Source organism: Actinoplanes sp. NPDC051859, from assembly GCF_044452725.1.
Lineage (GTDB): Bacteria > Actinomycetota > Actinomycetes > Mycobacteriales > Micromonosporaceae > Actinoplanes.
The window spans coordinates 429,887-450,549 of the sequence record NZ_JBITBX010000003.1 but is presented as its reverse complement, the minus strand read 5'-3'; the positions used below and the strand labels follow the sequence as shown (position 1 = coordinate 450,549).

The 20,663-nt window shown below is 67.0% G+C and carries 21 protein-coding genes, 1 tRNA gene and 1 other RNA gene; 13 read left to right on the top strand and 10 right to left on the bottom strand.

Features of this window, described 5'->3' with window-relative positions:
* The first annotated feature begins 34 nt into the window (after positions 1-34).
* From pilM to ACIA1L_RS10000, 8 genes are all read left to right on the top strand, one after another.
* Positions 35-1,060 (top strand): type IV pilus assembly protein PilM, encoded by a 1,026-nt coding sequence (pilM, locus tag ACIA1L_RS10035; RefSeq protein WP_396072246.1) that lies wholly within the window; start codon positions 35-37, stop codon positions 1,058-1,060.
* A complete protein-coding gene (locus ACIA1L_RS10030) occupies positions 1,060-1,797 on the top strand; it encodes a PilN domain-containing protein (protein WP_396072244.1) in 738 nt (245 codons plus the stop codon). The genes pilM and ACIA1L_RS10030 overlap by 1 nt, the downstream gene beginning before the upstream one ends.
* On the top strand, positions 1,797-2,414 hold the full coding sequence (gene pilO, locus ACIA1L_RS10025; protein WP_396072243.1) for a type 4a pilus biogenesis protein PilO: 618 nt from the start codon (positions 1,797-1,799) through the stop codon (positions 2,412-2,414). The genes ACIA1L_RS10030 and pilO overlap by 1 nt, the downstream gene beginning before the upstream one ends.
* A 3-nt stretch (positions 2,415-2,417) precedes the next feature.
* Complete coding sequence (locus ACIA1L_RS10020; RefSeq protein WP_396072241.1) at positions 2,418-2,681, top strand: hypothetical protein; 264 nt, start codon at positions 2,418-2,420, stop codon at positions 2,679-2,681.
* Positions 2,682-2,713: 32 nt separating this feature from the next.
* Positions 2,714-4,444: a putative Ig domain-containing protein gene (locus ACIA1L_RS10015; protein WP_396072239.1), complete on the top strand. Its 1,731-nt coding sequence runs from the start codon at positions 2,714-2,716 to the stop codon at positions 4,442-4,444.
* Positions 4,441-5,133: a type II secretion system protein J gene (locus ACIA1L_RS10010; RefSeq protein WP_396072238.1), complete on the top strand. Its 693-nt coding sequence runs from the start codon at positions 4,441-4,443 to the stop codon at positions 5,131-5,133. The genes ACIA1L_RS10015 and ACIA1L_RS10010 overlap by 4 nt, the downstream gene beginning before the upstream one ends.
* A 77-nt stretch (positions 5,134-5,210) precedes the next feature.
* A complete protein-coding gene (locus ACIA1L_RS10005; RefSeq protein ID WP_396072237.1) occupies positions 5,211-6,710 on the top strand; it encodes an RICIN domain-containing protein in 1,500 nt (499 codons plus the stop codon).
* Positions 6,711-6,759: 49 nt separating this feature from the next.
* Positions 6,760-7,410, top strand: a complete 651-nt coding sequence (locus ACIA1L_RS10000; protein ID WP_396072235.1) for a GntR family transcriptional regulator — start codon at positions 6,760-6,762, stop codon at positions 7,408-7,410.
* Here the strand turns inward: ACIA1L_RS10000 and ACIA1L_RS09995 are convergent.
* Positions 7,389-8,309: an LLM class flavin-dependent oxidoreductase gene (locus ACIA1L_RS09995; protein WP_396072233.1), complete on the bottom strand. Its 921-nt coding sequence runs from the start codon at positions 8,307-8,309 to the stop codon at positions 7,389-7,391. The genes ACIA1L_RS10000 and ACIA1L_RS09995 overlap by 22 nt on opposite strands.
* A 234-nt stretch (positions 8,310-8,543) precedes the next feature.
* Between ACIA1L_RS09995 and ACIA1L_RS09990 the strand changes: the two genes are divergently transcribed.
* The gene (locus tag ACIA1L_RS09990; protein WP_396072232.1) at positions 8,544-10,955 is read left to right on the top strand and encodes a hypothetical protein; all 2,412 of its coding nucleotides are present in this window, start codon (positions 8,544-8,546) and stop codon (positions 10,953-10,955) included.
* A 289-nt stretch (positions 10,956-11,244) separates the two neighbouring features.
* Here the strand turns inward: ACIA1L_RS09990 and ACIA1L_RS09985 are convergent.
* Both ACIA1L_RS09985 and ACIA1L_RS09980 read right to left on the bottom strand, forming a co-directional pair.
* Positions 11,245-11,317, bottom strand: a tRNA-Ala gene (locus ACIA1L_RS09985).
* A gap of 74 nt (positions 11,318-11,391) precedes the next feature.
* Positions 11,392-11,940 carry a YqgE/AlgH family protein gene (locus ACIA1L_RS09980; protein WP_396072231.1) on the bottom strand — a complete coding sequence of 183 codons (549 nt, stop codon included), beginning with the start codon at positions 11,938-11,940 and terminating at the stop codon, positions 11,392-11,394.
* 112 nt (positions 11,941-12,052) lie between these two features.
* On the opposite strand from ACIA1L_RS09980, the gene ACIA1L_RS09975 reads away from it, so the two are divergent.
* Together ACIA1L_RS09975 and ACIA1L_RS09970 are read left to right on the top strand one after the other, a co-directional pair.
* Complete coding sequence (locus ACIA1L_RS09975; protein WP_396072230.1) at positions 12,053-12,859, top strand: S-methyl-5'-thioadenosine phosphorylase; 807 nt, start codon at positions 12,053-12,055, stop codon at positions 12,857-12,859.
* 469 nt (positions 12,860-13,328) lie between these two features.
* The gene (locus ACIA1L_RS09970; RefSeq protein WP_396072229.1) at positions 13,329-14,321 is read left to right on the top strand and encodes an anti-sigma factor RsbA family regulatory protein; all 993 of its coding nucleotides are present in this window, start codon (positions 13,329-13,331) and stop codon (positions 14,319-14,321) included.
* A 434-nt stretch (positions 14,322-14,755) separates the two neighbouring features.
* Here the strand turns inward: ACIA1L_RS09970 and ACIA1L_RS09965 are convergent, their stop codons facing one another.
* Both ACIA1L_RS09965 and ACIA1L_RS09960 read right to left on the bottom strand, forming a co-directional pair.
* On the bottom strand, positions 14,756-15,292 hold the full coding sequence (locus ACIA1L_RS09965) for a DUF6036 family nucleotidyltransferase (RefSeq protein WP_396072228.1): 537 nt from the start codon (positions 15,290-15,292) through the stop codon (positions 14,756-14,758).
* Complete coding sequence (locus ACIA1L_RS09960) at positions 15,289-15,681, bottom strand: hypothetical protein (protein ID WP_396072226.1); 393 nt, start codon at positions 15,679-15,681, stop codon at positions 15,289-15,291. The genes ACIA1L_RS09965 and ACIA1L_RS09960 overlap by 4 nt, the downstream gene beginning before the upstream one ends.
* A 225-nt stretch (positions 15,682-15,906) precedes the next feature.
* On the opposite strand from ACIA1L_RS09960, the gene ACIA1L_RS09955 reads away from it, so the two are divergent.
* Both ACIA1L_RS09955 and ACIA1L_RS09950 read left to right on the top strand, forming a co-directional pair.
* A complete protein-coding gene (locus ACIA1L_RS09955) occupies positions 15,907-16,308 on the top strand; it encodes a hypothetical protein (protein WP_396072225.1) in 402 nt (133 codons plus the stop codon).
* Between the two features lie 7 nt (positions 16,309-16,315).
* Positions 16,316-16,504: a hypothetical protein gene (locus ACIA1L_RS09950; RefSeq protein WP_396072224.1), complete on the top strand. Its 189-nt coding sequence runs from the start codon at positions 16,316-16,318 to the stop codon at positions 16,502-16,504.
* A 66-nt stretch (positions 16,505-16,570) separates the two neighbouring features.
* Here the strand turns inward: ACIA1L_RS09950 and ssrA are convergent.
* The 5 genes from ssrA to ftsX form a co-directional block, all read right to left on the bottom strand.
* Positions 16,571-16,950, bottom strand: a transfer-messenger RNA (tmRNA) gene (gene ssrA, locus ACIA1L_RS09945).
* Between the two features lie 137 nt (positions 16,951-17,087).
* Complete coding sequence (locus ACIA1L_RS09940) at positions 17,088-17,756, bottom strand: cellulose binding domain-containing protein (RefSeq protein WP_396072223.1); 669 nt, start codon at positions 17,754-17,756, stop codon at positions 17,088-17,090.
* A gap of 46 nt (positions 17,757-17,802) precedes the next feature.
* On the bottom strand, positions 17,803-18,279 hold the full coding sequence (smpB, locus tag ACIA1L_RS09935; RefSeq protein ID WP_396072222.1) for an SsrA-binding protein SmpB: 477 nt from the start codon (positions 18,277-18,279) through the stop codon (positions 17,803-17,805).
* Positions 18,280-18,346: 67 nt separating this feature from the next.
* Positions 18,347-19,609: a peptidoglycan DD-metalloendopeptidase family protein gene (locus ACIA1L_RS09930; RefSeq protein WP_396072221.1), complete on the bottom strand. Its 1,263-nt coding sequence runs from the start codon at positions 19,607-19,609 to the stop codon at positions 18,347-18,349.
* Positions 19,610-19,726: 117 nt separating this feature from the next.
* Positions 19,727-20,602, bottom strand: coding sequence for a permease-like cell division protein FtsX (gene ftsX / locus ACIA1L_RS09925; RefSeq protein ID WP_396072220.1), 876 nt, complete (start codon positions 20,600-20,602; stop codon positions 19,727-19,729).
* Between the last annotated feature and the right edge of the window lie 61 nt (positions 20,603-20,663).

The window sequence follows — 20,663 nt, the reverse complement described above, 5'->3', positions numbered from 1 at the left end:
CGTCCGACCCCGCGACCCACCAAGGAAGGAAGCGATGGCTGGCGCCACTCCCATCGGGCTCGACATCGGCTCGTCGTCCATCCGTGCCGTCGAGGTCCGCCGGTCCAAGGACGAGTTCGACCTGACCAACTTCGGCCAGGTCCCGTTGCCGCCCGGCACGATGCAAGCCGGCGTACCCGTCGAGCAGCTCGCTGTCACCTCTGCCCTCAAGCAGCTCTGGGCGGCGTGCAAATTCAGGTCCAAGCGCGTCGTTCTCGGCGTCACCAACCCGCAGCTGGTGGTGCGCGAAACGTCGGTCTCCAACCTGCCCGCCAAGGAGATGCAGCGCTCGCTGCCGTTCCAGGTCCGGGACATGCTGCCGCTCGCCGTCGAACGATCCTTGCTGGACTTCCGGCCCCTCGAGGACCCGGGTCAGGCGCCCACGGTTCGTGGCCTGCTGGTCGCCATGCCCAAGGACTCCGTGATGGACCTCATCCACGCCGTCGAACGGGCCGGACTGCACGTCGTCGATGTCGATCTTGCTTCGTTCGCACTGCTGCGCGCGGCCTCTCGGCTGGACTCCCAGGTCGAGGCGATCGTCGACATCGGTGCGGAGGTCACCAGCGTGATCGTGCACGCCGATGGTGAGCCGCTCATCGTGCGTACCGTGCCCCGCGGCGGTTCGGAGATCACCGAGAGCATCGCCACTCGACTGGGAATTCCGGCGCCCGAGGCCGAGGCCCTCAAATGCCGCTACGGGCTGCACGGGGACGAACGGCCGGATTCCGCGACTGCCGCCTCCGACGCGATCCGACCGCTGATCAGTGAGCTGCGCAGTTCCTTCACCTACCTCGCCTCGGGCGAACGGCAGAAGCAGGTCACCAGGGTCGCCCTCTGCGGCGGCAGTGCGCTGATGCCGGGCCTCGCCGAACACGTCCAGAAACAACTCGGCGTCACCGTCGTCTACTCGGACAATGCGAGCCGGCTTCGCGACACGAGGCAGGCGCGGCAGCGCGGTTTCGACAGCTTCCTGCCCGCCGCCGCCGTGTCGATCGGCCTGACCCTCGGAGGAGCTGGCTGATGGCCACCGCCTTGATGCCCGTCGACCCGGCAGTCAGTCAGCAGCGGACCAACCGGCTGCTCACCATCTCGGCCAGCTTGCTGCCCGAGGAAGTCGTCAACCACCGCCGCACCCGTCGGGTACGAGCGCTGGTGATCCTCTTCGTGATCGTCGTCGCCCTGGCCTGCGGCGCCTGGGTGGTGCACGAGAAGCGCCTGGAGCAGGAGGCGAGCGCGGAGCTCGACGCCGTCAACATCGAGGTGGTCGATCTCCAACGCGCCAAGAACAAGTACGCGAACGTGGTGAAGATCCAGAACGAAGGCGCTGAGCTCAAGCGGGAACTCGAGACCGTCATGGGCAACGACCTCAACTGGGCCGCGCTGGTACTCCTGCTGCGAACCGTCGGTCCCGAGAACCTCACCGTCGAGGGCATCTCCGGCAAGATCCCCGAGGTCAGCGGACCGGAGACATCCACGTCCGGAACGCTGCCGAGCACGAGCAAGGCCGGCGCCATCGGCACGTTGACCGTGACCGGGACCGCGAAGGACAAGAAGACCATCGCGCAGTACGTGGACAACATCGCCGAGGAGACCACCGTCGGCAACCCGTACGTCACCAGCGCCTCCGCGGGGGATGCGGATGAAGAGGGGGCCAGCGGTGACGCGGAGCCATGGGAATTCAGCATCGATGTGGAGATCACCAAGGCATCGCTGTGCGGTGAGTTCGGCAAAGCCTGCAAGAAGGTCGGGGGGAAGTAATGCGCACCGGACACGCTGACCGCCTCTGGCTGATCATCGGATTCGCCGCGGCTGCCCTGCTGGTTGTCGTCACCTATTTCGCCGTCATCAGCACCACCTCCACGACGATCCAGTCGCTCGAGGACTCGGCCCAGGACGCCCAGACCCGGACGATCACCTTGCGCCGGGAGATCAGCAAGCTCGAAGAGACCGACAAGCAGAAGAAGCAGATCACGGCGACGCGGGACGCCTACCGCAAAGCGCTTCCCGAGAACTCCGGCGTGCCCGCCTTCTTGCGGCAGCTGCAGTCGCAGGGCTTCGACGTCGACGCGAACGTCAGTGAACTGACTGTCGCCGACCCCGAAGAGGTCAAGGGGCTGCCGGGCGTCTGGGGCATCCCGATCCAGCTCGTCGCCAAGGGCAAGGTGAAGAATCTCCGCGCATTCCTCGAGAAGCTGCAAGGAAGCAGCAAGGAGCGTGCGGTGCTGATCGAGAACGCCGAAGTCGCGGTCAAGACCGACGATGGGGGCAACCAACAACTGGCGGAGGCTGAGCAGTCCGGCCGTCTCGACCTGGGCATCCAGGTGTTCGTGGCGCCGCCGGTCGGCGCGGGCGCCCCGACGGTGACGACGGACTGACCGATGGCCGAGGTCGAAGGCGCCATGCAGACGCCGGACGGCAGGTGGCTGGTGCAACTCGTCCGCGGGCGGAAGACCCGCTGGTACCGCATCGTGCACGGCGACGACGTCTTCGACCGGCTGTCCATCGCGACCGTGGAGCGCGTCCTCGACGAGGCCGGCGTGGATCGTAGCCTCCTGGCCGAAGTTCCCCGTTCGGCGCCAGAACCTGCGCCAGCCGAGTTGATCTTGCCGGAATCCTCAACCCGGGCCGCCCGCGTTCGATAGGAGCGGTGTCAGCTTTATCAGTGAGGACGACGATGCCAACAGCCGGCGAAGTCAGCGCGCCGAAGCCCGGCGACGAGGGCATGTCGCTGCTTGAGGTCATGATGGCGATCTTCGTCATCGGTACGGTGATGGCCGCGGTGTCGCCCTTCCTAATCAACTCGGTGAGCACGAGCGTGCGGCAGCGCACCGACCAGGTGTCGATCCAGGTCGCCAACGATGCCATGGAACGCGCCCGCAGCATCAACCCCACCTTCCTGTCCAAGGGACGCGGCAAGGACGCCGCCCAGGACCAGTGGGCCGATGCACCGGCCGCGGTCGAGAAACTGCTCAAGCAGATGGACATCGCCCCGGACTTGACCCTGACGGACGGCTCGCTCGGGGCCAAGGCGCCGCTGCCGACAGACCCCGTCGAGGTCGTCGTCAACGGCACGACGTACCACCAGAACTGGTACGTCGGACGCTGTTTCCAGGCCAAGGCCGCGCTGGTCACCGTCGCTCCGGGCGCGCCCAGCGCACCGGTGGAGGGCCGCTGCGACAAGGGGACGGTCGGCGTTCCGTTCACCCGCGTCGTGGTAGCCGTCGACTGGACCGGTCCCGCCTGCCCGGCAACCGGCTGCCTCTACACCTCGTCGGCACTGTTCAGCATCGACGAGGACCCCGTCTTCGACACGGTACGGCCCCCGCCCAAAGTGACCGACGAAACCAATACCCAGTACATCTATGCGGGAGTGCCGGCAGACGACAGTTTCGCGTCGCCGTACCAGGTCAAGTCGACCGGCGGCCGACTGCCGTTGACGTGGAAGGCCACCAATCTGCCCGCCGGTGTGACCATCGACCCCGACTCCGGCGTCATCAGTGGCAAGCCGACCGCGGCGGCCGTCGGCAACTACAACAACGTCGTCGTGACGGTCACCGACAAGGACGGCCGAACCGACGACGCCCTGTTCAAGTTCACGGTGGTGAACAATCTCGTCCTGAACCAGGCGGCCAACCAGTCGACTCGCAACAACACCAACGTCAGCCTTGCCCTGTCGGCGACCGGTGGCAAAACCGCGTACCAGTGGGTCGCGAACGGTCTTCCTCCCGGCCTGTCGATCAATGCGACGACCGGCGTCATCTCGGGTCGGACCACGGCGACGCCGGGGTCGCAGACGCACCAGGTCGCCGTCACGGTCACCGACTCGGGCTACCCGCGTGTCTCCAAGGAGATGACGTTCTCCTGGTATGTCGGCCTGACGATCATGTCCTTCACCCCGGCATCCACCCCGAAGGGCACCACCAACATCAACTATGACCTGGCACCGTTGGCGGGTGGCGGAGCGACGCCGTACACCTGGTCGGCGATCAACCTGCCCGACGGACTGTCGATCAACGCCGCCACCGGGCGGGTCACCGGAACGATGCAGTTCGCCACCCGGTACCTCACCACGATCATCGTCACGGACAACAACGGGACGGTGGCGAAGACCGACGTTCTCGTGGCGATCACGGCTTCGGGCAACGACATGCGGATCACGGCGCCGACCGCGACCGTCATGACGGCCACCGCCGGTCAGTCGATCACCGCGGTCACGCTCACGTCCGGCGGCTCGAATTCGCCGTCCCACACGTGGACCGCCACCGGGCTGCCGAACGGTCTGAGCATCAGCGCCGGAAAGATCGTCGGAACGCCGACGGTGCCTGGTTCGTACCGGGTCACTCTCCGGGTCACCAACGCCGCCGCGGACAGAGCGATTCTGATGTTCGACTGGAATGTGACGTGACGGCGCCGGACGACCGGGGCGCCGACGACGGCTTCACCCTCGGCGAGGTCCTCATCACCATGACCATGCTGAGCGTCGTGATGCTGATGTTCACCGGCGGCATCCTGCAGGTCTACCGCACCGTGCAGACGACGGACACGTTGACCGACGCACAGGCCCAGCTCACCGTCGCCTTCCAGCGCTTCGACCGCCACCTGCGCTACGCCAACTGGATCAGTGACCCGGTGGCGAAGAACAACGTCTGGTACGTCGAGTTCGCCGACGTGGAAGGCGACAAGTGCCGGCAACTGCGGCTGGAACTGGGGACGGCGGGCGCCAATGACCCCATGGGCGCCGGCAATCTCCAGCTCCTCGAATGGGATCCCGCCAGCCCGCCGACCGCGACCACCCGGGGCACGACCATCGCCTCCCAGATCGACACGACGGACATGACCCGTTCCCGGACCACGGCGCAGACCACGGCGCCCACGCTGCCGGAGTACTGGCCGTTCGAGCTGCAGAGAGCCGGCAGTAAGCCCTACCCCACCGCCTCGCCGGGTAGCGACTTCTCGCCGGATGCCGATCGGCTGCGTATCCATATCAAGACCAAGTTCGCCGCCGGGTCGGCGGAGATCGACGTGACGTTCACCGCGACGAACACCGACAGCGAGACACCCACCGCCAACGTGTGTAGCGCAGGGAGGCCTTGACCATGAAGATCAGGCACAGGCTCCACCGGTGGCGCCCGCGGGCCACCGCACCCCTCGGTGACCACGGATCGATGCCGATGGCGATTCTCGTCAGCCTGGTAGCGATGGGACTGACCGCGTCGATGGCGCCAGTCGTGGTCAGCACCATCACCGCCACCCGCACGGCCGACCAGCGTACGGAGTCGATCGACGCCGCCAACGCCGGCCTCGACGCCGCCATGGCCCAGCTCCGTGCCGCGTCGACCGGGTCGGGTGCGACGCTGGTGGGCAACCTGGAAACCCTGCCGCCCTGCGACATCACCGGCGCGGAGAACGCCGGTGACGAGACAGCCGACACCAACGGCAAGACGACTCCACGCCTGCGGTATCGGGTGAAGGTCGCCTACTACGGTCAGCTCGAGGACGACAACGACGACACCTCGGCGGTGCCGATCGCCTGCCCACCGACCCAGGTGCCGACCAAGGCGGTGCTGACCGTCACCGGCTCCTACTCGGCCACCGCTGTTCTGGAGCCGGGAAAGCCGGACACGAGGACCGTGGAGAGCACATACACCTTCCGCCGCAGCACCGCGAACACCGCCGGCGGGGCAATCCGGCTCGGATCCACCATTCCGATGTGCATGGACGGCGCCGACAATGCCGTCACCAAGGCGCCGACCCTGACCCTGGCCGCCTGCAAGACCGGCGGCGCCAGCGAGCAGCGGTTCGCGTACACCAAGGACCTGAACATCAAGCTGATGTATTCGGAGTCCACCGCCAGCCCCAACGGCCTGTGCCTGCAGGGCACGACGACGAACAACAACGCGGTGGTCATCTTCAAGCCCTGCCTGGGTCGCACCGCCGTTCAGCAGTGGAGTCTCGACAACAACTCGCGGCTTCGTGGCACCACGGATGGTGTCAACGTCAACGGATACTGCCTGAACGCTCAGACCAGCGGATCGCCGCGAATGATCGTCCTCGGCAGCTGCAGCACCGGCAGCGACCAGAGCGTGTGGCGTACCGACCCTGCCGCGGGTGCGGGTGGCGCATCGGCCGACACCGGCCAACTGGTCAACTTCAAGCAGTTCAGTCGATGCCTGGACGTTACCAACCACACGCCCACCTATCCGTACATGATCGTCTGGTTCTGCAAGCAGGCGCCGGACGGCAACGTCTCCTGGAACCAGCAGTGGACGATGCCACCGGTCGCCACCAGCAAGGAAACCGCGGTGTGGGGCCGCATCCGCACGGCTGGCACGAGCAATCCGGGCTACTGTCTGCGTCGCCCGGACAGCCCCGGCGGGCTGGTAACCATGGTCAGCTGCTCCGCCACCGCACCGCTGCCGGCAGCGATCCCGGACGAGCTCAAGTGGAAGATGTACGGCGAGACCAAGGACGACATCACCAGGTACACCATCGTGAGCAGCCGAGGCGAGTGCCTGACGCCGACCGACCTGACCGCGGCGAAGCCCGAAACCCATACCGACGGTACGGCCGTGGTCCGGACGACTCGCTGCACCAAGGCGGCCCTGTTGAAGTGGAACGCCCCGCCCAGCCTCCAGACCGGCAAGACGCTCTCCGGTACCACCGAAAAGTAGGTAGCCAGCCTCAATCACAGCAGTATGTGACGATAGGTAGGCTCTCCGTATGTCCTATACGGTCCCGCCGACCCGTACGGCTGCCGTGGTGCGACAGCTCCGCAACGAGATCGTGACGGGCGAGCTCCCGCCCGGCACGCTGATCAAGGACGCGGAACTGGCGGCCCGGCTCGGGGTCAGCATCACGCCGGTCCGGGAGGCGATCGCTCAGCTCTCCGTGGAGGGTCTGATCGACATCGCCCCCAACCGTACCCGTCATGTCACCAAGGTGACGCAGAAGAACGCCCTCGAGCTCATCGACGTGATGAGCGTGCTGGCCTGCGCCGGTTTCGAGTGGGGTGTGGAGAACCTGACCGCCACCCATCTCGACCTCATGCGCCAGCGGCAGAAGGAGTTCGTGGAGGGGCTGCGGTCCGGGAACGTGCTGGCGGGTGGGGCGGCCGGGGCGGATTTCAGCACGATCGTGATCCTCGCCAGCGGCAACCGCGAGCTGCAATCCATGGTGGATCTGGTGGTCGCCCGGACGCTGCGCATCCTGGCGATGGGCGCGGAAAGCAACCTCTGGCAGTCCTGGATCACCGGCCACGAGGAGATCCTGGGGCTGCTCGAACGCGGCGAGAACAACGCCGCGGTTGCCCGCTACAAGCAGATCTACGTGGAGTTCCGCAAGCAGGTCGGTCAGGAGTTGCTCGCCGAGTGACCGGTTAACCGCGGCAGGAGCGGACCGAGCAGATCAAGAGCGTTTCTGCGTACGGCGTACCGCGTGATCCCCCACCGTTCCTCGTTCCGGCGCACCGCCGCGGCGATCTCGTCCTCGGTGCCGACGAGCAGGAACGGCACCTCGCGGAGCTCGCTGACACTCATGCCCATCCGCTCGGCCTGCTCGCCGAGGACCGCGTCGACGTCGTCGGTGATCTCGACGATCTGGACCAGCGCCTCGAGCGCCGCGTCTCCACCGGCGCGGACCAGGGCGACCTGCGCGTCGATCTCGGCGAGCCGCCAGCGTGCTTCGTGCTGGTGGCCGTCGGACTTGGTGCGCCCGAATCCGGTCAGCCCCACCACGTCGGCGTGCTGACCTGCCCAGCCCAGCAGGCGTGAATTCGCCGTACCGATCAGCAGCGGGATCCGCTCCTGGACCGGCCGCGGCGCTTCCAGACGAGCGTCCAGCATCGTCAGTCCGGGCTGGGCCACGGTCACCGTCTCCCCACCCAGCAGGCGCACCGTGGCGTCGGCAACGGCGATGCAGCGCTCGACCCGGCCGCGTACCCCGGGCCGCACCCGACCGACGGCGTCCCATTCCGCCGGCGTATGTCCGGCGCCGAGCCCGAGCAGCGCCCGCCCACCGGAGACCACGTCCAGGGTGGCGACGTCCGCGGCCAGGAGCATCGGCTCCCGCACCCCGGCATTGACCACATACGACCCGAGCTTGATGGTGGACGTGACCGCGGCGGCGGCAGCCAGCGCGACAAACGGCGCCGCGCACGATCCGGGATGGTCAGCCGCGAGCAGCGTGGTGAAGCCCGCCGCCTCCGCCCGCTGCGCCGTCTCGACCCACTCCCGAGCATCGAGCGGCTGCACCTGAAGCGCGAATTCGACCATGCCGCCATTGTGTCCTGCTTCGATCAGCGGTGGTTTCCCGGGTGAGATCAGCGGTGGTCTCCCGGGTGAGATCAGCGGTGGTCTCCCGGGTGAACAACACGCCCCCGGCCCAGTGTCGTGACCAACACCACAGGGGGTATGGGAAGAAGTTGGTATTCCCGAACCCTGAGCTGCCGATAGACATCACGGCGGCACCCGGCCGTCAGACGCTGCCGCTTGCCTGGAGTTGCCCGGATGCCGTTCCGTGACCGCCTCCGGGCTGTTCGCCGCGTCGTCCCCGCCGTCCTGCTGCCGCTGCTCGCCACCCCGCTCCTGGCTGCCTGCAGCGGGCAAGAGGCTGGCCCTCCGACCGCACCCGGTCCGGCAGCCGCAGAAGGTGGCTATTCGCTGGCGGCGACAGTGAGCCCGGCCGCGCTGACACGCGAGGCGTGCACCGCCGACCCCACCTGCATCGTCGGACCAGCTCCCGCCGCCAAAAGCAAGAAGAACTACGAGCGGCTGCAGCACTCGATCGACGACGCCCGTGTCCTTACCGGCCTCGACGAAGAGGGCAAAGGCAGCTCGGCGGTCGGCGTCACCGTCTTCCTCCCGGCCGGCGAATGGCTGATCAACAAAGGCCTGCGACTGCCACCGTACGTGAGTCTGCGCGGCGCCGGCATCACCGCGACCGTCCTGCGCATGGACCCCAGCACCCCAGCCAACTGGAACTACAGCACCATCGTGCGACACAACGACGTCAACGCGCCGGGCAGCACCCAGCTCGTCTCCGACCTCACCGTGAACGGCAACTGTCGCACCGGCGCAGGCGCACCGATCCCCACCGACCTGCCCAAGCGGCCCGCGAAGGACTGCGACTTCCGCGACCTGCCCGACGCCGGCACAAACACCGGTGGCGGCATCAGCGTCGGCGACGGCTGGACTGTCCGCCAGGTCCGGGTCACCAATGTCGAATACTTCAAAATGTGGGTGCACAGCGCCAAGAACGTCCACATCGTCGACAACCGCTTCGACAACTGGGGCGGCGCCGAATCCGGCGACGAAGACAACATCGGTGGCGGCGGCCGCAACGAGAACGTCGTCATCGAACACAACCAGTTCGACGAGACGATCCGCGGCAACGGCATCGACTTCACCAACGCGATCCGGCCCACCATCCGCTACAACACGATCTACACCAACCCGACCGTCGCCGCCGCCCGCAAAATCGGCGACTACGGCACCATCTATCTGGAAGGCGTGCCCGAGGCCACCATCACCGACAACCTGCTGTACGGCGCGCACATCGTCCTGCAGTCAAACGGCAAATACGATCCGGTCGGCTCCAACAAGGACATCACCAACCCGCGTGCCGCGCTCATCGCCGGCAACCGCATCATCGACTCGTACGGCCCCGGCGTCACCATCACCTACGACGACTACTTCACCGGCGACCCGGACCATCCCCGCTGGGGCACCCTCAAGGGCTGGAAAGACATCAGCAAAGCCGGCGAGAACCACTACGTACGCCCCGGCGGCGCCAACGTGGTCCGCGACAACCTCATCGTCCGCCCCACCGAGTCCGGCATCGTCATCGCCGGCCAGCTGGACCGGGTCAAGAACGCCCCCGACACGATCACCGGCAACACGATCTCCAACGCCGGCGCCCACGGCTCCACCGCCTACAGCACCGGCGGCGGCACCTTCGACACCAGCGGCATCGCGATCGGCATCGGCTCCGGCGACACCATCTTCGGCAACACGATCACCGACACACTCGACGACCGCCACCCCCGGCACACCACCTGGTACGGCGTCCAGCTCGGTGCCCGCTCCGCAAAAAGCACGCTCAGGAACACCATCCTCACCGGCCCCACCGGCACCCCCAACACGGCCACCGGCCTCCTCGGCTACCTCACCCGCCACGGCCTGGCCGCCCCGTACGCCCCGCTCACCCCGGCCCTGAAGGACGGCACCCTCACCTGGGACGAAAGCTACGTCCAGCCCGACATCGCCATCGCCGGCTACAAGGTGTTCCGCGACGGGCAGGAAATCGCCAACCTCCCCACCGGCAGCGAAACCATCCCCGGCAACCTCGTCTCAGCGGCCGACTCCAGCCTCGAAACGGCCGACGTCTCGGCGTACACTCCGGGTGCCGGCACCACCGTCACCCACTACACGGGCGCGGGCGCGGTAGGCACCAGCTCGCTGGCCCTCACGGCCACGGCCGACGGCCCGGTCAGTGCAGCCGGCCCACCGATCCCGGTCACCGCGGGTCGGACCTACACGGCGGTCGCGTCCTACCAGGCTCTCGTGGGGCAGGGCCAACGCGCCCAAACCGGCATGGAGTTCTACGACGCGGACAACAACTGCATCGCCCGCGTCACCACCGGCAACCCCGACGCCGTCGAAACCGCCCGCAACTGGATCACCAGCACCGACTCCCACACCGCCCCACCCGGCTCCGTCCGCGCCGCCCCCTTCATCTCGGTCGACCACACCACTACCGGCGACATCCACCTCGTCGACCGCATCGGCCTGGTCGCCGGCACCACCCGCACCGAACAGTTCACCGACCCCACCGCCCCGGCCCGCGCGACGTACCACATCCTGGCCTACAGCCAAGCCGGCGAGTACGGCTCCACCGCCACCATCACGGGAGCCGGCTAGGAAGATTCCGTGGGAGTGAGGTCAGGAGCGCCCACGATTTGGCGAGCCTCCGCGATGACGTCCGCGTCGACCAGGGGCTCAGCCAGGTCCAGTGTTTCGTGACCGAATGCGCTGTGCGCCCTACGGTCAGGGCGCTCGGCTCCATGAGTCCGGTCAGCACCCGCCGGGCCAGGATCCTGACCGCTGCCTCCGCTCCCCCGCGACTCCGTGCTCATAGTGGATGACGGCGGCGAGATGATCCGGCATAAACAAGAACGCCCGGACCGTCGGTCCGGGCGTTTCGCAAGGGTGGAGCTGAGGGGACTCGAACCCCTGACCCCCACACTGCCAGTGTGGTGCGCTACCAGCTGCGCCACAGCCCCTTGCCATGCATGTCCGGTCTCCCGGGCACAGAGGGAATAGTACACACCTCCACAGCCCCGGTGCCGCAGGGGGCTCAGTTCAGCGAGACGTCCGGTGGGAAGTGCGCCACGGCCGCCAGGATGTCGCCCTGGCGGCGGAGGACCATGGCCCAGAGGTCGTCGGGGCGGTCGATGAAGGGGTCGCCGGGGAGGGCGTCGAAGACGAACCAGGAGCCGGCGGCGATCTCGTCTTCGAGCTGGCCTGCGGACCAGCCGGAGTAGCCGGCGAAGACTCGGATGCCCGCCACGCTCTCGCGCAGCCGGTCCGGGTCGGCGGAGAGGTCGACGGTGCCGAGGGCGCCGGCGACCTGGTGGAAGCCGGTGACTCGCTGTTTGACGTCGGGGCGGGTGCGGGCCAGGCAGATGGCCGACTCGGGCTGGACGGGGCCGCCTTCGAAGAGGACCGCCGGGTCGCCGGCCAGGGTGCCCCAGTCGCCGAGGACGTCGGAGACGGGGACTTCGGTCGCCCGGTTCAGCACGACGCCCAGCGCGCCGCCGCTTTCGTGGGCGACGAGCAGCACGACCGTACGGTCGAAGTTGGGGTCTTTCAGGGTGGGGGTCGCGACCAGCAGTTGCCCGGTCATCGACTCCACCGACCGACCTCCGATGCGCTGCTCTTCACTGAACACGACAGCCTCGCTCTCCCGCCATGCTTGGACATTAGCTTGCGTCTCGGGCCACCGATAAGGTCTGCGCATGAACGAGCGACACCCAGAGGCGGAGATCGGCGTCATCGGTGGATCGGGGCTGTACGCCCTCCTGACGGGCGCGACCGAGCACGACGTGTCCACGCCGTACGGTGCGCCCTCGGACCGGATCACCATCGCTGAGGTGGGAGGGCGTCGGGTGGCGTTCCTGCCGCGGCACGGGCGGGATCACCGGTTCCCGCCGCACAAGATTCCCTACCGGGCCAATCTGTGGGCGTTACGCTCTTTGGGCGTACGGCAGATCGTGGCGCCGTGCGCGGTGGGTGGCCTGCGTCCCGAGCTGGGGCCGGGCACGTTTGTCGTGCCTGATCAGCTCATCGACCGGACCAGCGGCCGCGAGCAGACCTTCTACGACAGCGGCGCGGTGCACGTGTCGTTCGCTGACCCGTACTGCCCGGATGGGCGCCGGGCGGTGTTGGCCGCCGGGGAGCGGCTCGACCCGGTGGACGGCGGCACGATGGTCGTGGTGGAGGGGCCGCGCTTCTCCACCCGGGCGGAGTCGCGGTGGTTCGCCGAGATCGGCGGCACGATCGTCAACATGACAGGTCACCCGGAAGCAGTACTCGCCCGGGAGCTAGCTGTTTGTTACACCGCCATCGCGCTGGTGACGGACCTGGACGCGGGCGTGGAGGGCGACCACGGGGTGACGATGACCGAGGTGTTCCAGGTGTTCCGGGAGAACACCGACCGGCTTCGCGAGGTCCTGCTCGATGCGGTGACCCGGCTGCCGGTGGAGCGAAAATGCGCCTGCGGCTCCACCCTCGACGGCATCGAGCTGCCGTTGACCCTCCCCTGACGGGTCAGCTCACCCTTTAGAGTTACCCTCTGCTACCCCTTCCCCCAAGTACGGTGTACGGCACGTAATCGTGGCCTGCAGAGGGAAGGTCCGTGGCCCCGCTCGAACAGATCACGCACGGTGATCATGCGCGCTGGCTCGTCGACGACGGCGGCGGCGGCGGCAAGCGCCCAGAAACGTTGGCCCAGGTGGCCCGGACCAGGCTGCCCAACCACGATCGGGTGATCTACACCGGCGACCTCTTAGCAGCGGTCGGCCGGACGTCTACGACTGGTGGGCACTGCTCCGACCTTGCCTCGGCTGCTGGAGTCTCACCGCGACCGCCCGATCACGCCTGTCTCTCAGCTCCGGGCACGACCGACCCGAGCAGCCCGGTTCCACGCACGACTTCCCTGGCCGCCTTCCCTGGCCGCCCAGACCGCGGGCAGGGCCTTCCCGACCCCGGATTCTCTGACGAGACGGATTCCGCATGAGTGACGGCATCTCCATCGCCGAGTGCACGGCGCGCGCAGAAAGACGCGCCGACCTGACCGGCTACCGGTCGGACTCCCGCTTCGACCATCCGGCTCTGCTGTACCGCGGCGAGGACGAGTACGTCGCGGGCACCACGGCTTTCGTTCGCGCGGCCCTGACCGATGGCGATCCCGTGCTGGTGGCCGTACCCGACAAAAACCTGGACCTGATCCGCGACGCCCTGACCGACGTCGCCGATGGCGTCGTCTTCACCGACATGGCAATCGCCGGCCGCAATCCGGGCCGGATCATCCCGCGGATTCTGCTCAAGTTCGCGGCCGACCACCCCGGTCGCCACATCTCCATGGTCGGCGAGCCGATGTGGCCCGACCGCACCGCCCTGGAATATCCGGCCTGCGCCACCCACGAAGCTCTGATCAACACGGCCTTCGCCCACCACGACGCGGCGATCCTCTGCCCCTATGACGCCGTACGCCTCGAACCCGAGGCCATCGAAGACGCCTGGCGCACCCATCCCACGATGCTCGACTCCGGCGTCCATCGTCCCAGCGACCGCTACACCGACCCGCTGGCCACGGCAGCCACCTTCAACCACGAATTCCCGGCCCCGCCCGAGGACGCCGAATCCTTGGCGTACGGCGAAAGCTCTTCGCTGGCCGCAGTGCGCTGCTTCGTCCGCCGGCACGCGGCTGCCTGCCTGTCGACGGACAGCACCGAAGACTTGGTCCTCGCCGCCAACGAGCTGGCCGCCAACACCATCGAACACACCGACGACCAGGGCCACATCACCATCTGGACCGAACCCGGCGTCCTCATCTGTCAGGTCCAGGACGCCGGCCACCTCACCGACCCCCTGGCCGGCCGGCGCCTACCCCGCCCCGACCGCCTCGGCGGCTACGGCCTCATCCTCGCCAACGACCTCTGCGACCTCGTCCGCATCCACACCACTCCCACATCCACCACCATCCGCCTCCACAAATACCTCTAGTTCGCGATAGTCGGCGCCGACAGTCGACCGATGCCGAGAAGCCGGTCTGGTAGCGGACGGCCGGAGAGAGCAGTGGCCTACCAGCGCGGCTGGCTGCGTTCAGCTTTAGACCAGAGGAGGGATCCGACTTCCCGGTCGCATCCGCCCGGCTGCTGGGACAAGACATCGCCGATGGCCGGGGGATGCCCGCCTAGCCAAACTCAGAAGACGCTGGCCCAGTCTCCGGCCTGACCTACTTGGCGCAACCCCCGCACCGCGGGGGCCTCCGGGGGGATCGACCCCTGAAGCTGACAGGATGTGGCCTCCTGGTCCGCGCTTTCCGCGGACAGGGCCCTGGGACTCGTGGAGGTCTTGACCGCTTACTTGAACCCGGCGAGGAGAATCGCCGAGCTCCGTGACATACTCGCCGATCTCGTGGTGCCGACTCGCTGAGCTCAGGACTGCTCGGGATCGAAAATGTCTTCGAGAATCAACCGAGCCCTTGGCGGAACCTCTTCCTCCGGGAACACTTCCGCAAGTAGCTCCAGCACCTGAGCGACCGATGCCAGTTGGAGGTGCGTCACCAACACCTTCACGTCATCGGCGTCCCTACGGCGGCCGGCCAAGACCTTCATCGCCAAGAGGTGCTCTGGTGAGGCGGCCGACACACGAAGACCGGGGTGGTCGAAGACCCTTGAGGCAGCACTGTCGCCACCGGGAGCGATGTAGACGCTGGCCTGCTCATTCAGCCACCACCGAGGCAGACCCAGTTCATCCGCCACGGCGTGCGCCTCTTCGAGTACAACACCGTGCGGCTTGAATACAGCGTCGATGTCGCGAGTGGCTCGGCGGCTGTCGTAGACCATTGACATCGCTGCACCACCGAAGATGTAGAGATCGGCCACCACGCCTCGACGGGCCAGCCGATCACCCAACCGGCGGAAAGCGTCCTCGATCGCACTTCGATCAAGCAACACACCGCCGTCGGTCATGCCACTTCCAGCTCTTGCCGCGCGACGAAGACGCCGCGGCGCCGGAATGCCGCCGGCGCGTGGACAACCGCATCGACCCTGGCGGCACGACCGTTGAACGGGAACCAGAACCGGTGCAAGGACCTGGATCCGGCCCAGGCAGGCCCGTCCCGTCCGTCGCGAGCAGCTACGTGCTCGGCTAGGGCGGCCAGAAACACGTCCCAGTGTTCGTCACCCGTTCTGGCTGGCTCGTCTTCAAGCAGCGCCGTACGCGACCTGGCTGGCTCCCAGCGATACTCCTCCAGGAACTCAGCGACCAGACGCCACCGAACCGAGTCGTCAGCGCCGGCCAGCAGCGTTCCGAGCCGCGCGACAGTCATGGGCTCGTACACGTTGCTCCGCTCTGTCACCAGGAAGACGTTAGTACACCGGACTCCGCGGCAGGTCGCCTGCCAAAGCAGTTGCCCACACAACGAAAGCGGCCTAGCGTCCTGAACTCCGTTCCAGCGGACGCAAAGCAAGTAGACTGAATCTTGAGTCTTACAATCTACTCACCAGGCACGATCCATAACGATCGTGCTGAGTTCACTTGTTCTACGCTTCAATCTCCTCTACCGTAACGACGGAGGTAAGGCATGGCAACGATTGACGTCGATGAAGCCACGAAGCAAGCGGTGTCTTTCGCGGCTCGGATGGCGAATGTAAGCGAAGGCGAAATCATCCGGCGTCTGGTGGGAGGAGCCGCTCCACCCCGAGATGGTCCTGAGCCGGCGGGTCAAGGTGTCGCGATATACGCGGACTACGAAGGTCACCGGGTTCGCGCCCAGTACTTCGAACCAGCCAGAGTCGAGATCACTGACGGCCCACTCGCGGGGAAGTCATTCAAGTCGCCAACAGGCGCCGCGCGCGCGATCGTCCGGCACTACAACCCGAGCGTCAACGATAACCGCAACGGCTGGAGCTTCTGGCAGATCGACAACGGTTCCAGCGCAAGAGTGTGGTTACAGTCCATCCGCCCGCACCACAGCGACCGGTGATGCGTCCGTGAACAACGACATCGCAGTACGGCTGCTGCTCGTCACCGTCGCAGTGCTCATTGGAGTGGTGAGCGCCGTAGTTGCGGCAGCGCTCCCCCAACCCTCCTGGGTAAGCCGCGTGAAGGCCGCAGCGACAACATTTGCGATAGCTGTACCTGCTGTTCTGGTCACCATGACGGCCGCTGGATTCCTGTGACCAAACCAAGCCATGATGCCGTCGAAGGCGCCGTCCCTTTCAGGAACGGCGCCTTCGGCGATCGTGCAGTGGAGGTGCCGGGAATCGAACCCGGGTCCTTCGTTGTTTTGTCAGGGCTTCTCCGAGCGCAGCTCACTGTGCCTCTACTCGGCCCCACCGATCACGTGAGCAAGCTTGGTGTGACGGGCCCAGTCGCTGATTAATCTCGCCGCACAATCCCCGCGACCGGAATCGTTTGGCCAACCTTCTAGCTGATGCCGGAGATCTGAGCCGAAGGTGTGCTCAGTCCGACAGACTTGCTACTTACCTCAGGCGGCAAGAGCGAAGTCAGCGCGGGTGTTATCCTTGGCGCTTATAAGTTTCCGACGACCGATTCTCGAGACGACGTCGGCTTCCTCGGCTCGCTTCCCCTGTCTCCACGTACGAAGTCGAAACCAGTCACCCCCCTTGTCGGACGACCGCTGCTGCGGTTGCCGTCCTCCAGACTAGCGTGTCGTCGCCCGGAGGTCATTCCGGTATCAGCGTGACGCGGCGGGGTGTGCCGTCCGGCATCAGTTGACGCGGCAGGGCGTGCCGTCCGGCATCAGTTGACGCGGCAGGGCGTGCCGTTGACGGCGCAGGTGACGGGGCGGACGGCGTCCCGGGTGCGCTTGGTGGCCTGGAAACCGATGAGGGTGGTCGCGCCCGGCGCGAGGGCGGGGCCGGTGAGGGTCCAGGTGTCGCCAGTGTGGCTGCTTTCCGCGTTCATCACCCCGGTGAGTTCAACCGCTGAGTCGGCGGCATAGGTGAGGGCCACCTGCCATTCGCGGGGTTCGGCGCCGGGGTTGCTGATCTGAATCCCGCCGATGAAGCTGCGACGGTTCTCGGCACCCGTGCGGTAGTCGGCCTGCAACACCACCACGGGCGGCGCAGCTGACGCTGGCGGCCGGGAGGAGGGTCGCCGCGCCGGGGTGGAAGAGGTGCTGACCGGAGCGACGGTGCGGGTGAGCTTGGCGGCGGGCGTAACCGGCTTGGCGGCGGGCGTAACCGGCTTGGCTTTCGGCGTACCCGTCGAAGGGGGTGTGGTGACCGGCAGCGCGAGCGCCGCGGGGGTGGTGGACGGCACGACCAGGATGGGCTGGTCTTGCTCTTTGTCCGGTCCGGCGGCGCGGAAAGCGACCCAGCCGACGAGCAGGACGAGCACCGCGGCGGCGGCGATGACGAACGAGTAGCGAGGCAGGCCGAACTGCCTCGCGGCGTGTTTGCCGGGCACTGGGGGTCCCTTCGCGGCTGGAGTGGGCCGCGGGCGAGGGTACCCGTCAATCCATGCCCTTGCGTCGGCGGCCCAGTGCCCGGGACATTTCCTTGTTGGCATCGCGGGTGGCGAGATCCTGGCGCTTGTCGTAGGCCTTCTTGCCCTTGGCCAGGCCGATCTCCACTTTCGCGTACCCATTGTGGAAGTAGACCTGGAGGGGGACGAGGGTGACGCCGTCGTCGCGGAGCTTGCCCATCAGCTTGTGGATCTCCTCACGGTTGAGGAGGAGCTTGCGGACGCGGCGGGGCTCGTGGTTGGTCCAGGTGCCCTGCGTGTACTCCGGGATGTGCATGCCGTGCAGGAAGATCTCGCCGTGGTTCTCGTGGCCGAAGGCGTCGACGAGCGAGGCCCGGCCGGCGCGCAGCGACTTGACCTCGGTGCCGGTCAGCACCATCCCGGCCTCGTAGGTGTCGAGAATGGCGTAGTCGTGCCGCGCCTTGCGGTTCGAGGCCACGACCTTGCGCCCCTGTTCGCGCGGCATGTTCGACTCCCGGGTGTGCAGAAAAAAGGCCCGGCCGACGGCCGGACCTTCGTATCTTAGCGCTGGGTCAGCACAGACAGCTCGGCAGATATTGCGCCGGATTCTTCGGTACGCCGCCGAAGCGCGTCTCGAAATGCAGGTGGAAGCCGGTGGAGGCGCCGGTCGTGCCGACCCGTCCGATGACTTCGCCGCGCCGGACGTATTCGCCGTACCGGACCAGGATTTTGGATTGGTGGCCGTAGCAGGTGGTGAAGCTCTGGCCTTTCTTGCGGCCGTGGTTGATGCAGGTGTAGTTGCCGTATCCGCCGGCCCAGCCGGCCTGGACGACTTTGCCGCTGGCCGCGGCGTGGATCGGGCTGCCGCCCCCGGCGGCGATGTCCATGCCCGCGTGGAGCTGCCACACGTGGTAGTAGGGGTCGTAGCGGCTGCCGAAGTCGCTGGTCTTCCAGCCGTGCACGGGCATGCGCAGTGCACCGCCCGCGTAGTTGCTGCCGCCGTTCTTGTCGTCCCAGTTGCGCAGCGCGTTCTGGATCCGTTCCTCTTCGGCGCGGGCCTGTTCGTATTTTGCGAGCACCGCGCTGCGCTGGGAGCGGGCGAGGCTCAGGGCGGACTTGCGGCTTTGCGCGAGCTTGACCATGGTGGCGCGGGCTTTCTGGGCGGCCAGCTGGGCGTCGCGCGCTGCGGTGAGTTTGTCGGTGGCTTCGCGTTCGGCGTCTTCCGCGGTGCGTTTGGCGAGCCCGGCCCGGTCTTGTTCGGTACGCGCGGCGCGCCGCGCCACCATCAGGTCCTGCACGCCGTCCTGCTGTTTGCGCATGACCTGGTCGATGAGGTCCATCCGGTCGATGGCGTCCTGGGGACCCCGCGCGCCGATGAGGACGTTGATGGCGGCGAAGTTGCCACCCATGTAGGAAGCGGCCGCGATGTCGTCGACCCGGTCGTGTGCCACGTCCACCCGGTCCTGCGCCTGGTCGAAGGCGGTGGCGGTGGCGTCGTACGCCTTCCGGGCGGTGTCGGCCTTGCTCCGCGCGGTCGCGGCTTGCACGGATGCGGCGGCGACGAGGCCGCGCGAGGTGGCGACCTTCTCCAGGGCTGCGGGCAGGGCAGCCGTCGCGATCTCCAGGCGCCGGGCGGCGTTACGGGCGGTTTCGGTGGCGTCCTCGAGGATCGCCTGGGCGCGGTCGACGGCGCGGGCGGCCTTGCGGGCGTCGTCCTTGGGGTCGGCGTGCACGGCGCCGGGTGTGGTGACGAGGAGCCCGATCGTGCAGAGTGCGCTCACGCCCAGGGTCAGTGCGGCACGGATGCGGCGATATCGGCACGTTAGGGACTTCACGATGAGTCACCGTACCCCGACTTTATGCAGTTTTCTGCGGAAACCGCACACAACGCGATCGCCGCGCTTCTCCGGTGAAAAGCGCGGCGATCGGTGTTTTTGGGCCGAGTCGGGTCGTCAGACCTTGAGGTAGAAGCGCAGGGTGATCCAGGCGGTAATGGCACTGAACCCGGCGCCCACCAGGGCCAGCAACGGCAACATCAGCCACACGTTGCCGTCGGGGATCGGCGTGAGCACGTTCATCAAGGCCTGGAGGCGCCCGTCCAGCAGCACGATCTTGGAAATCAGAATGATGCCGAAACCGAGCAACGCACCGATCAGACCGGCGACCACCGCCTCGAGCACGAACGGCGCCTGAATAAACCAGTTCGACGCGCCGACCAGCTTCATGACGGCGACCTCGCGGCGCTTGCTGTACGCGGCGACCTGGATCGTGTTGCCGACCAGCAAGAGTGCGGCCAGGGCCATGAAGATCGCCACGACGAGCGAGATCGTCTGGAACGCGTTGAAGATCTTGAAGACCTTCTCCAGCAGCTCCCGCTGGTCGACGATGTCCTGGATGCCCTGCTGACCCCGGATCTGCTCAGCGAAGGCGTCGTACTGCTCCGGGTCCTTGAGCTTCACCCGGTAGGACTCGGGCAGGCTTTCCGGGCCGACCGACTTCACGAAGTCGGGCGAGTCCCGCCAGAGCACCTGGAACTTCTGGTACGCGGCCTCGCGGCTCTCGTACTCCTTCGACTGCACCAGCGAGCTTTGCGTGATCGCCTGGTCAATGGCGCTGCGCTGAGCCTCGGTGACGTCCTCGCGCAGGAAGATCGAGACCTGGATCTCCCCGTAGTAGTAGTCCTTCATCTGGTCGACCTGCATATACATCAGCACGCTGGCGCCGAGCATGGTCAGCGACACCGACATGGTGATGATCATGGCGATGGTCATCGTGACGTTGCGCCACAGACCGACCAACACCTCGTTGAGGACGTACTTGAAACGCATTCGGGGGTTCCCTCCGGGACTCCGCGTTCGTAGATCAAGGAAAGCGTGGGGGGCCGCGGGG

Bases quoted from the DNA above. Each gene is read 5' to 3' on its own strand.
- ACIA1L_RS10015 (WP_396072239.1), top strand. From the start codon at position 2,714: ATGCCAACAGCCGGCGAAGTCAGCGCGCCGAAGCCCGGCGACGAGGGC.
- ACIA1L_RS10005 (WP_396072237.1), top strand. From the start codon at position 5,211: ATGGCGATTCTCGTCAGCCTGGTAGCGATGGGACTGACCGCGTCGATG.
- ACIA1L_RS10000 (WP_396072235.1), top strand. From the start codon at position 6,760: ATGTCCTATACGGTCCCGCCGACCCGTACGGCTGCCGTGGTGCGACAG.
- ftsX (WP_396072220.1), bottom strand. From the start codon at position 20,602: ATGCGTTTCAAGTACGTCCTCAACGAGGTGTTGGTCGGTCTGTGGCGC.
- ACIA1L_RS09955 (WP_396072225.1), top strand. From the start codon at position 15,907: ATGGCAACGATTGACGTCGATGAAGCCACGAAGCAAGCGGTGTCTTTC.
- ACIA1L_RS09975 (WP_396072230.1), top strand. From the start codon at position 12,053: ATGAACGAGCGACACCCAGAGGCGGAGATCGGCGTCATCGGTGGATCG.
- ACIA1L_RS10020 (WP_396072241.1), top strand. From the start codon at position 2,418: ATGGCCGAGGTCGAAGGCGCCATGCAGACGCCGGACGGCAGGTGGCTG.
- ACIA1L_RS09990 (WP_396072232.1), top strand. From the start codon at position 8,544: ATGCCGTTCCGTGACCGCCTCCGGGCTGTTCGCCGCGTCGTCCCCGCC.
- ACIA1L_RS10030 (WP_396072244.1), top strand. From the start codon at position 1,060: ATGGCCACCGCCTTGATGCCCGTCGACCCGGCAGTCAGTCAGCAGCGG.
- ACIA1L_RS09970 (WP_396072229.1), top strand. From the start codon at position 13,329: ATGAGTGACGGCATCTCCATCGCCGAGTGCACGGCGCGCGCAGAAAGA.
- ACIA1L_RS09980 (WP_396072231.1), bottom strand. From the start codon at position 11,940: ATGACCGGGCAACTGCTGGTCGCGACCCCCACCCTGAAAGACCCCAAC.
- smpB (WP_396072222.1), bottom strand. From the start codon at position 18,279: ATGCCGCGCGAACAGGGGCGCAAGGTCGTGGCCTCGAACCGCAAGGCG.
- pilM (WP_396072246.1), top strand. From the start codon at position 35: ATGGCTGGCGCCACTCCCATCGGGCTCGACATCGGCTCGTCGTCCATC.
- pilO (WP_396072243.1), top strand. From the start codon at position 1,797: ATGCGCACCGGACACGCTGACCGCCTCTGGCTGATCATCGGATTCGCC.
- ACIA1L_RS09995 (WP_396072233.1), bottom strand. From the start codon at position 8,309: ATGGTCGAATTCGCGCTTCAGGTGCAGCCGCTCGATGCTCGGGAGTGG.
- ACIA1L_RS09965 (WP_396072228.1), bottom strand. From the start codon at position 15,292: ATGACCGACGGCGGTGTGTTGCTTGATCGAAGTGCGATCGAGGACGCT.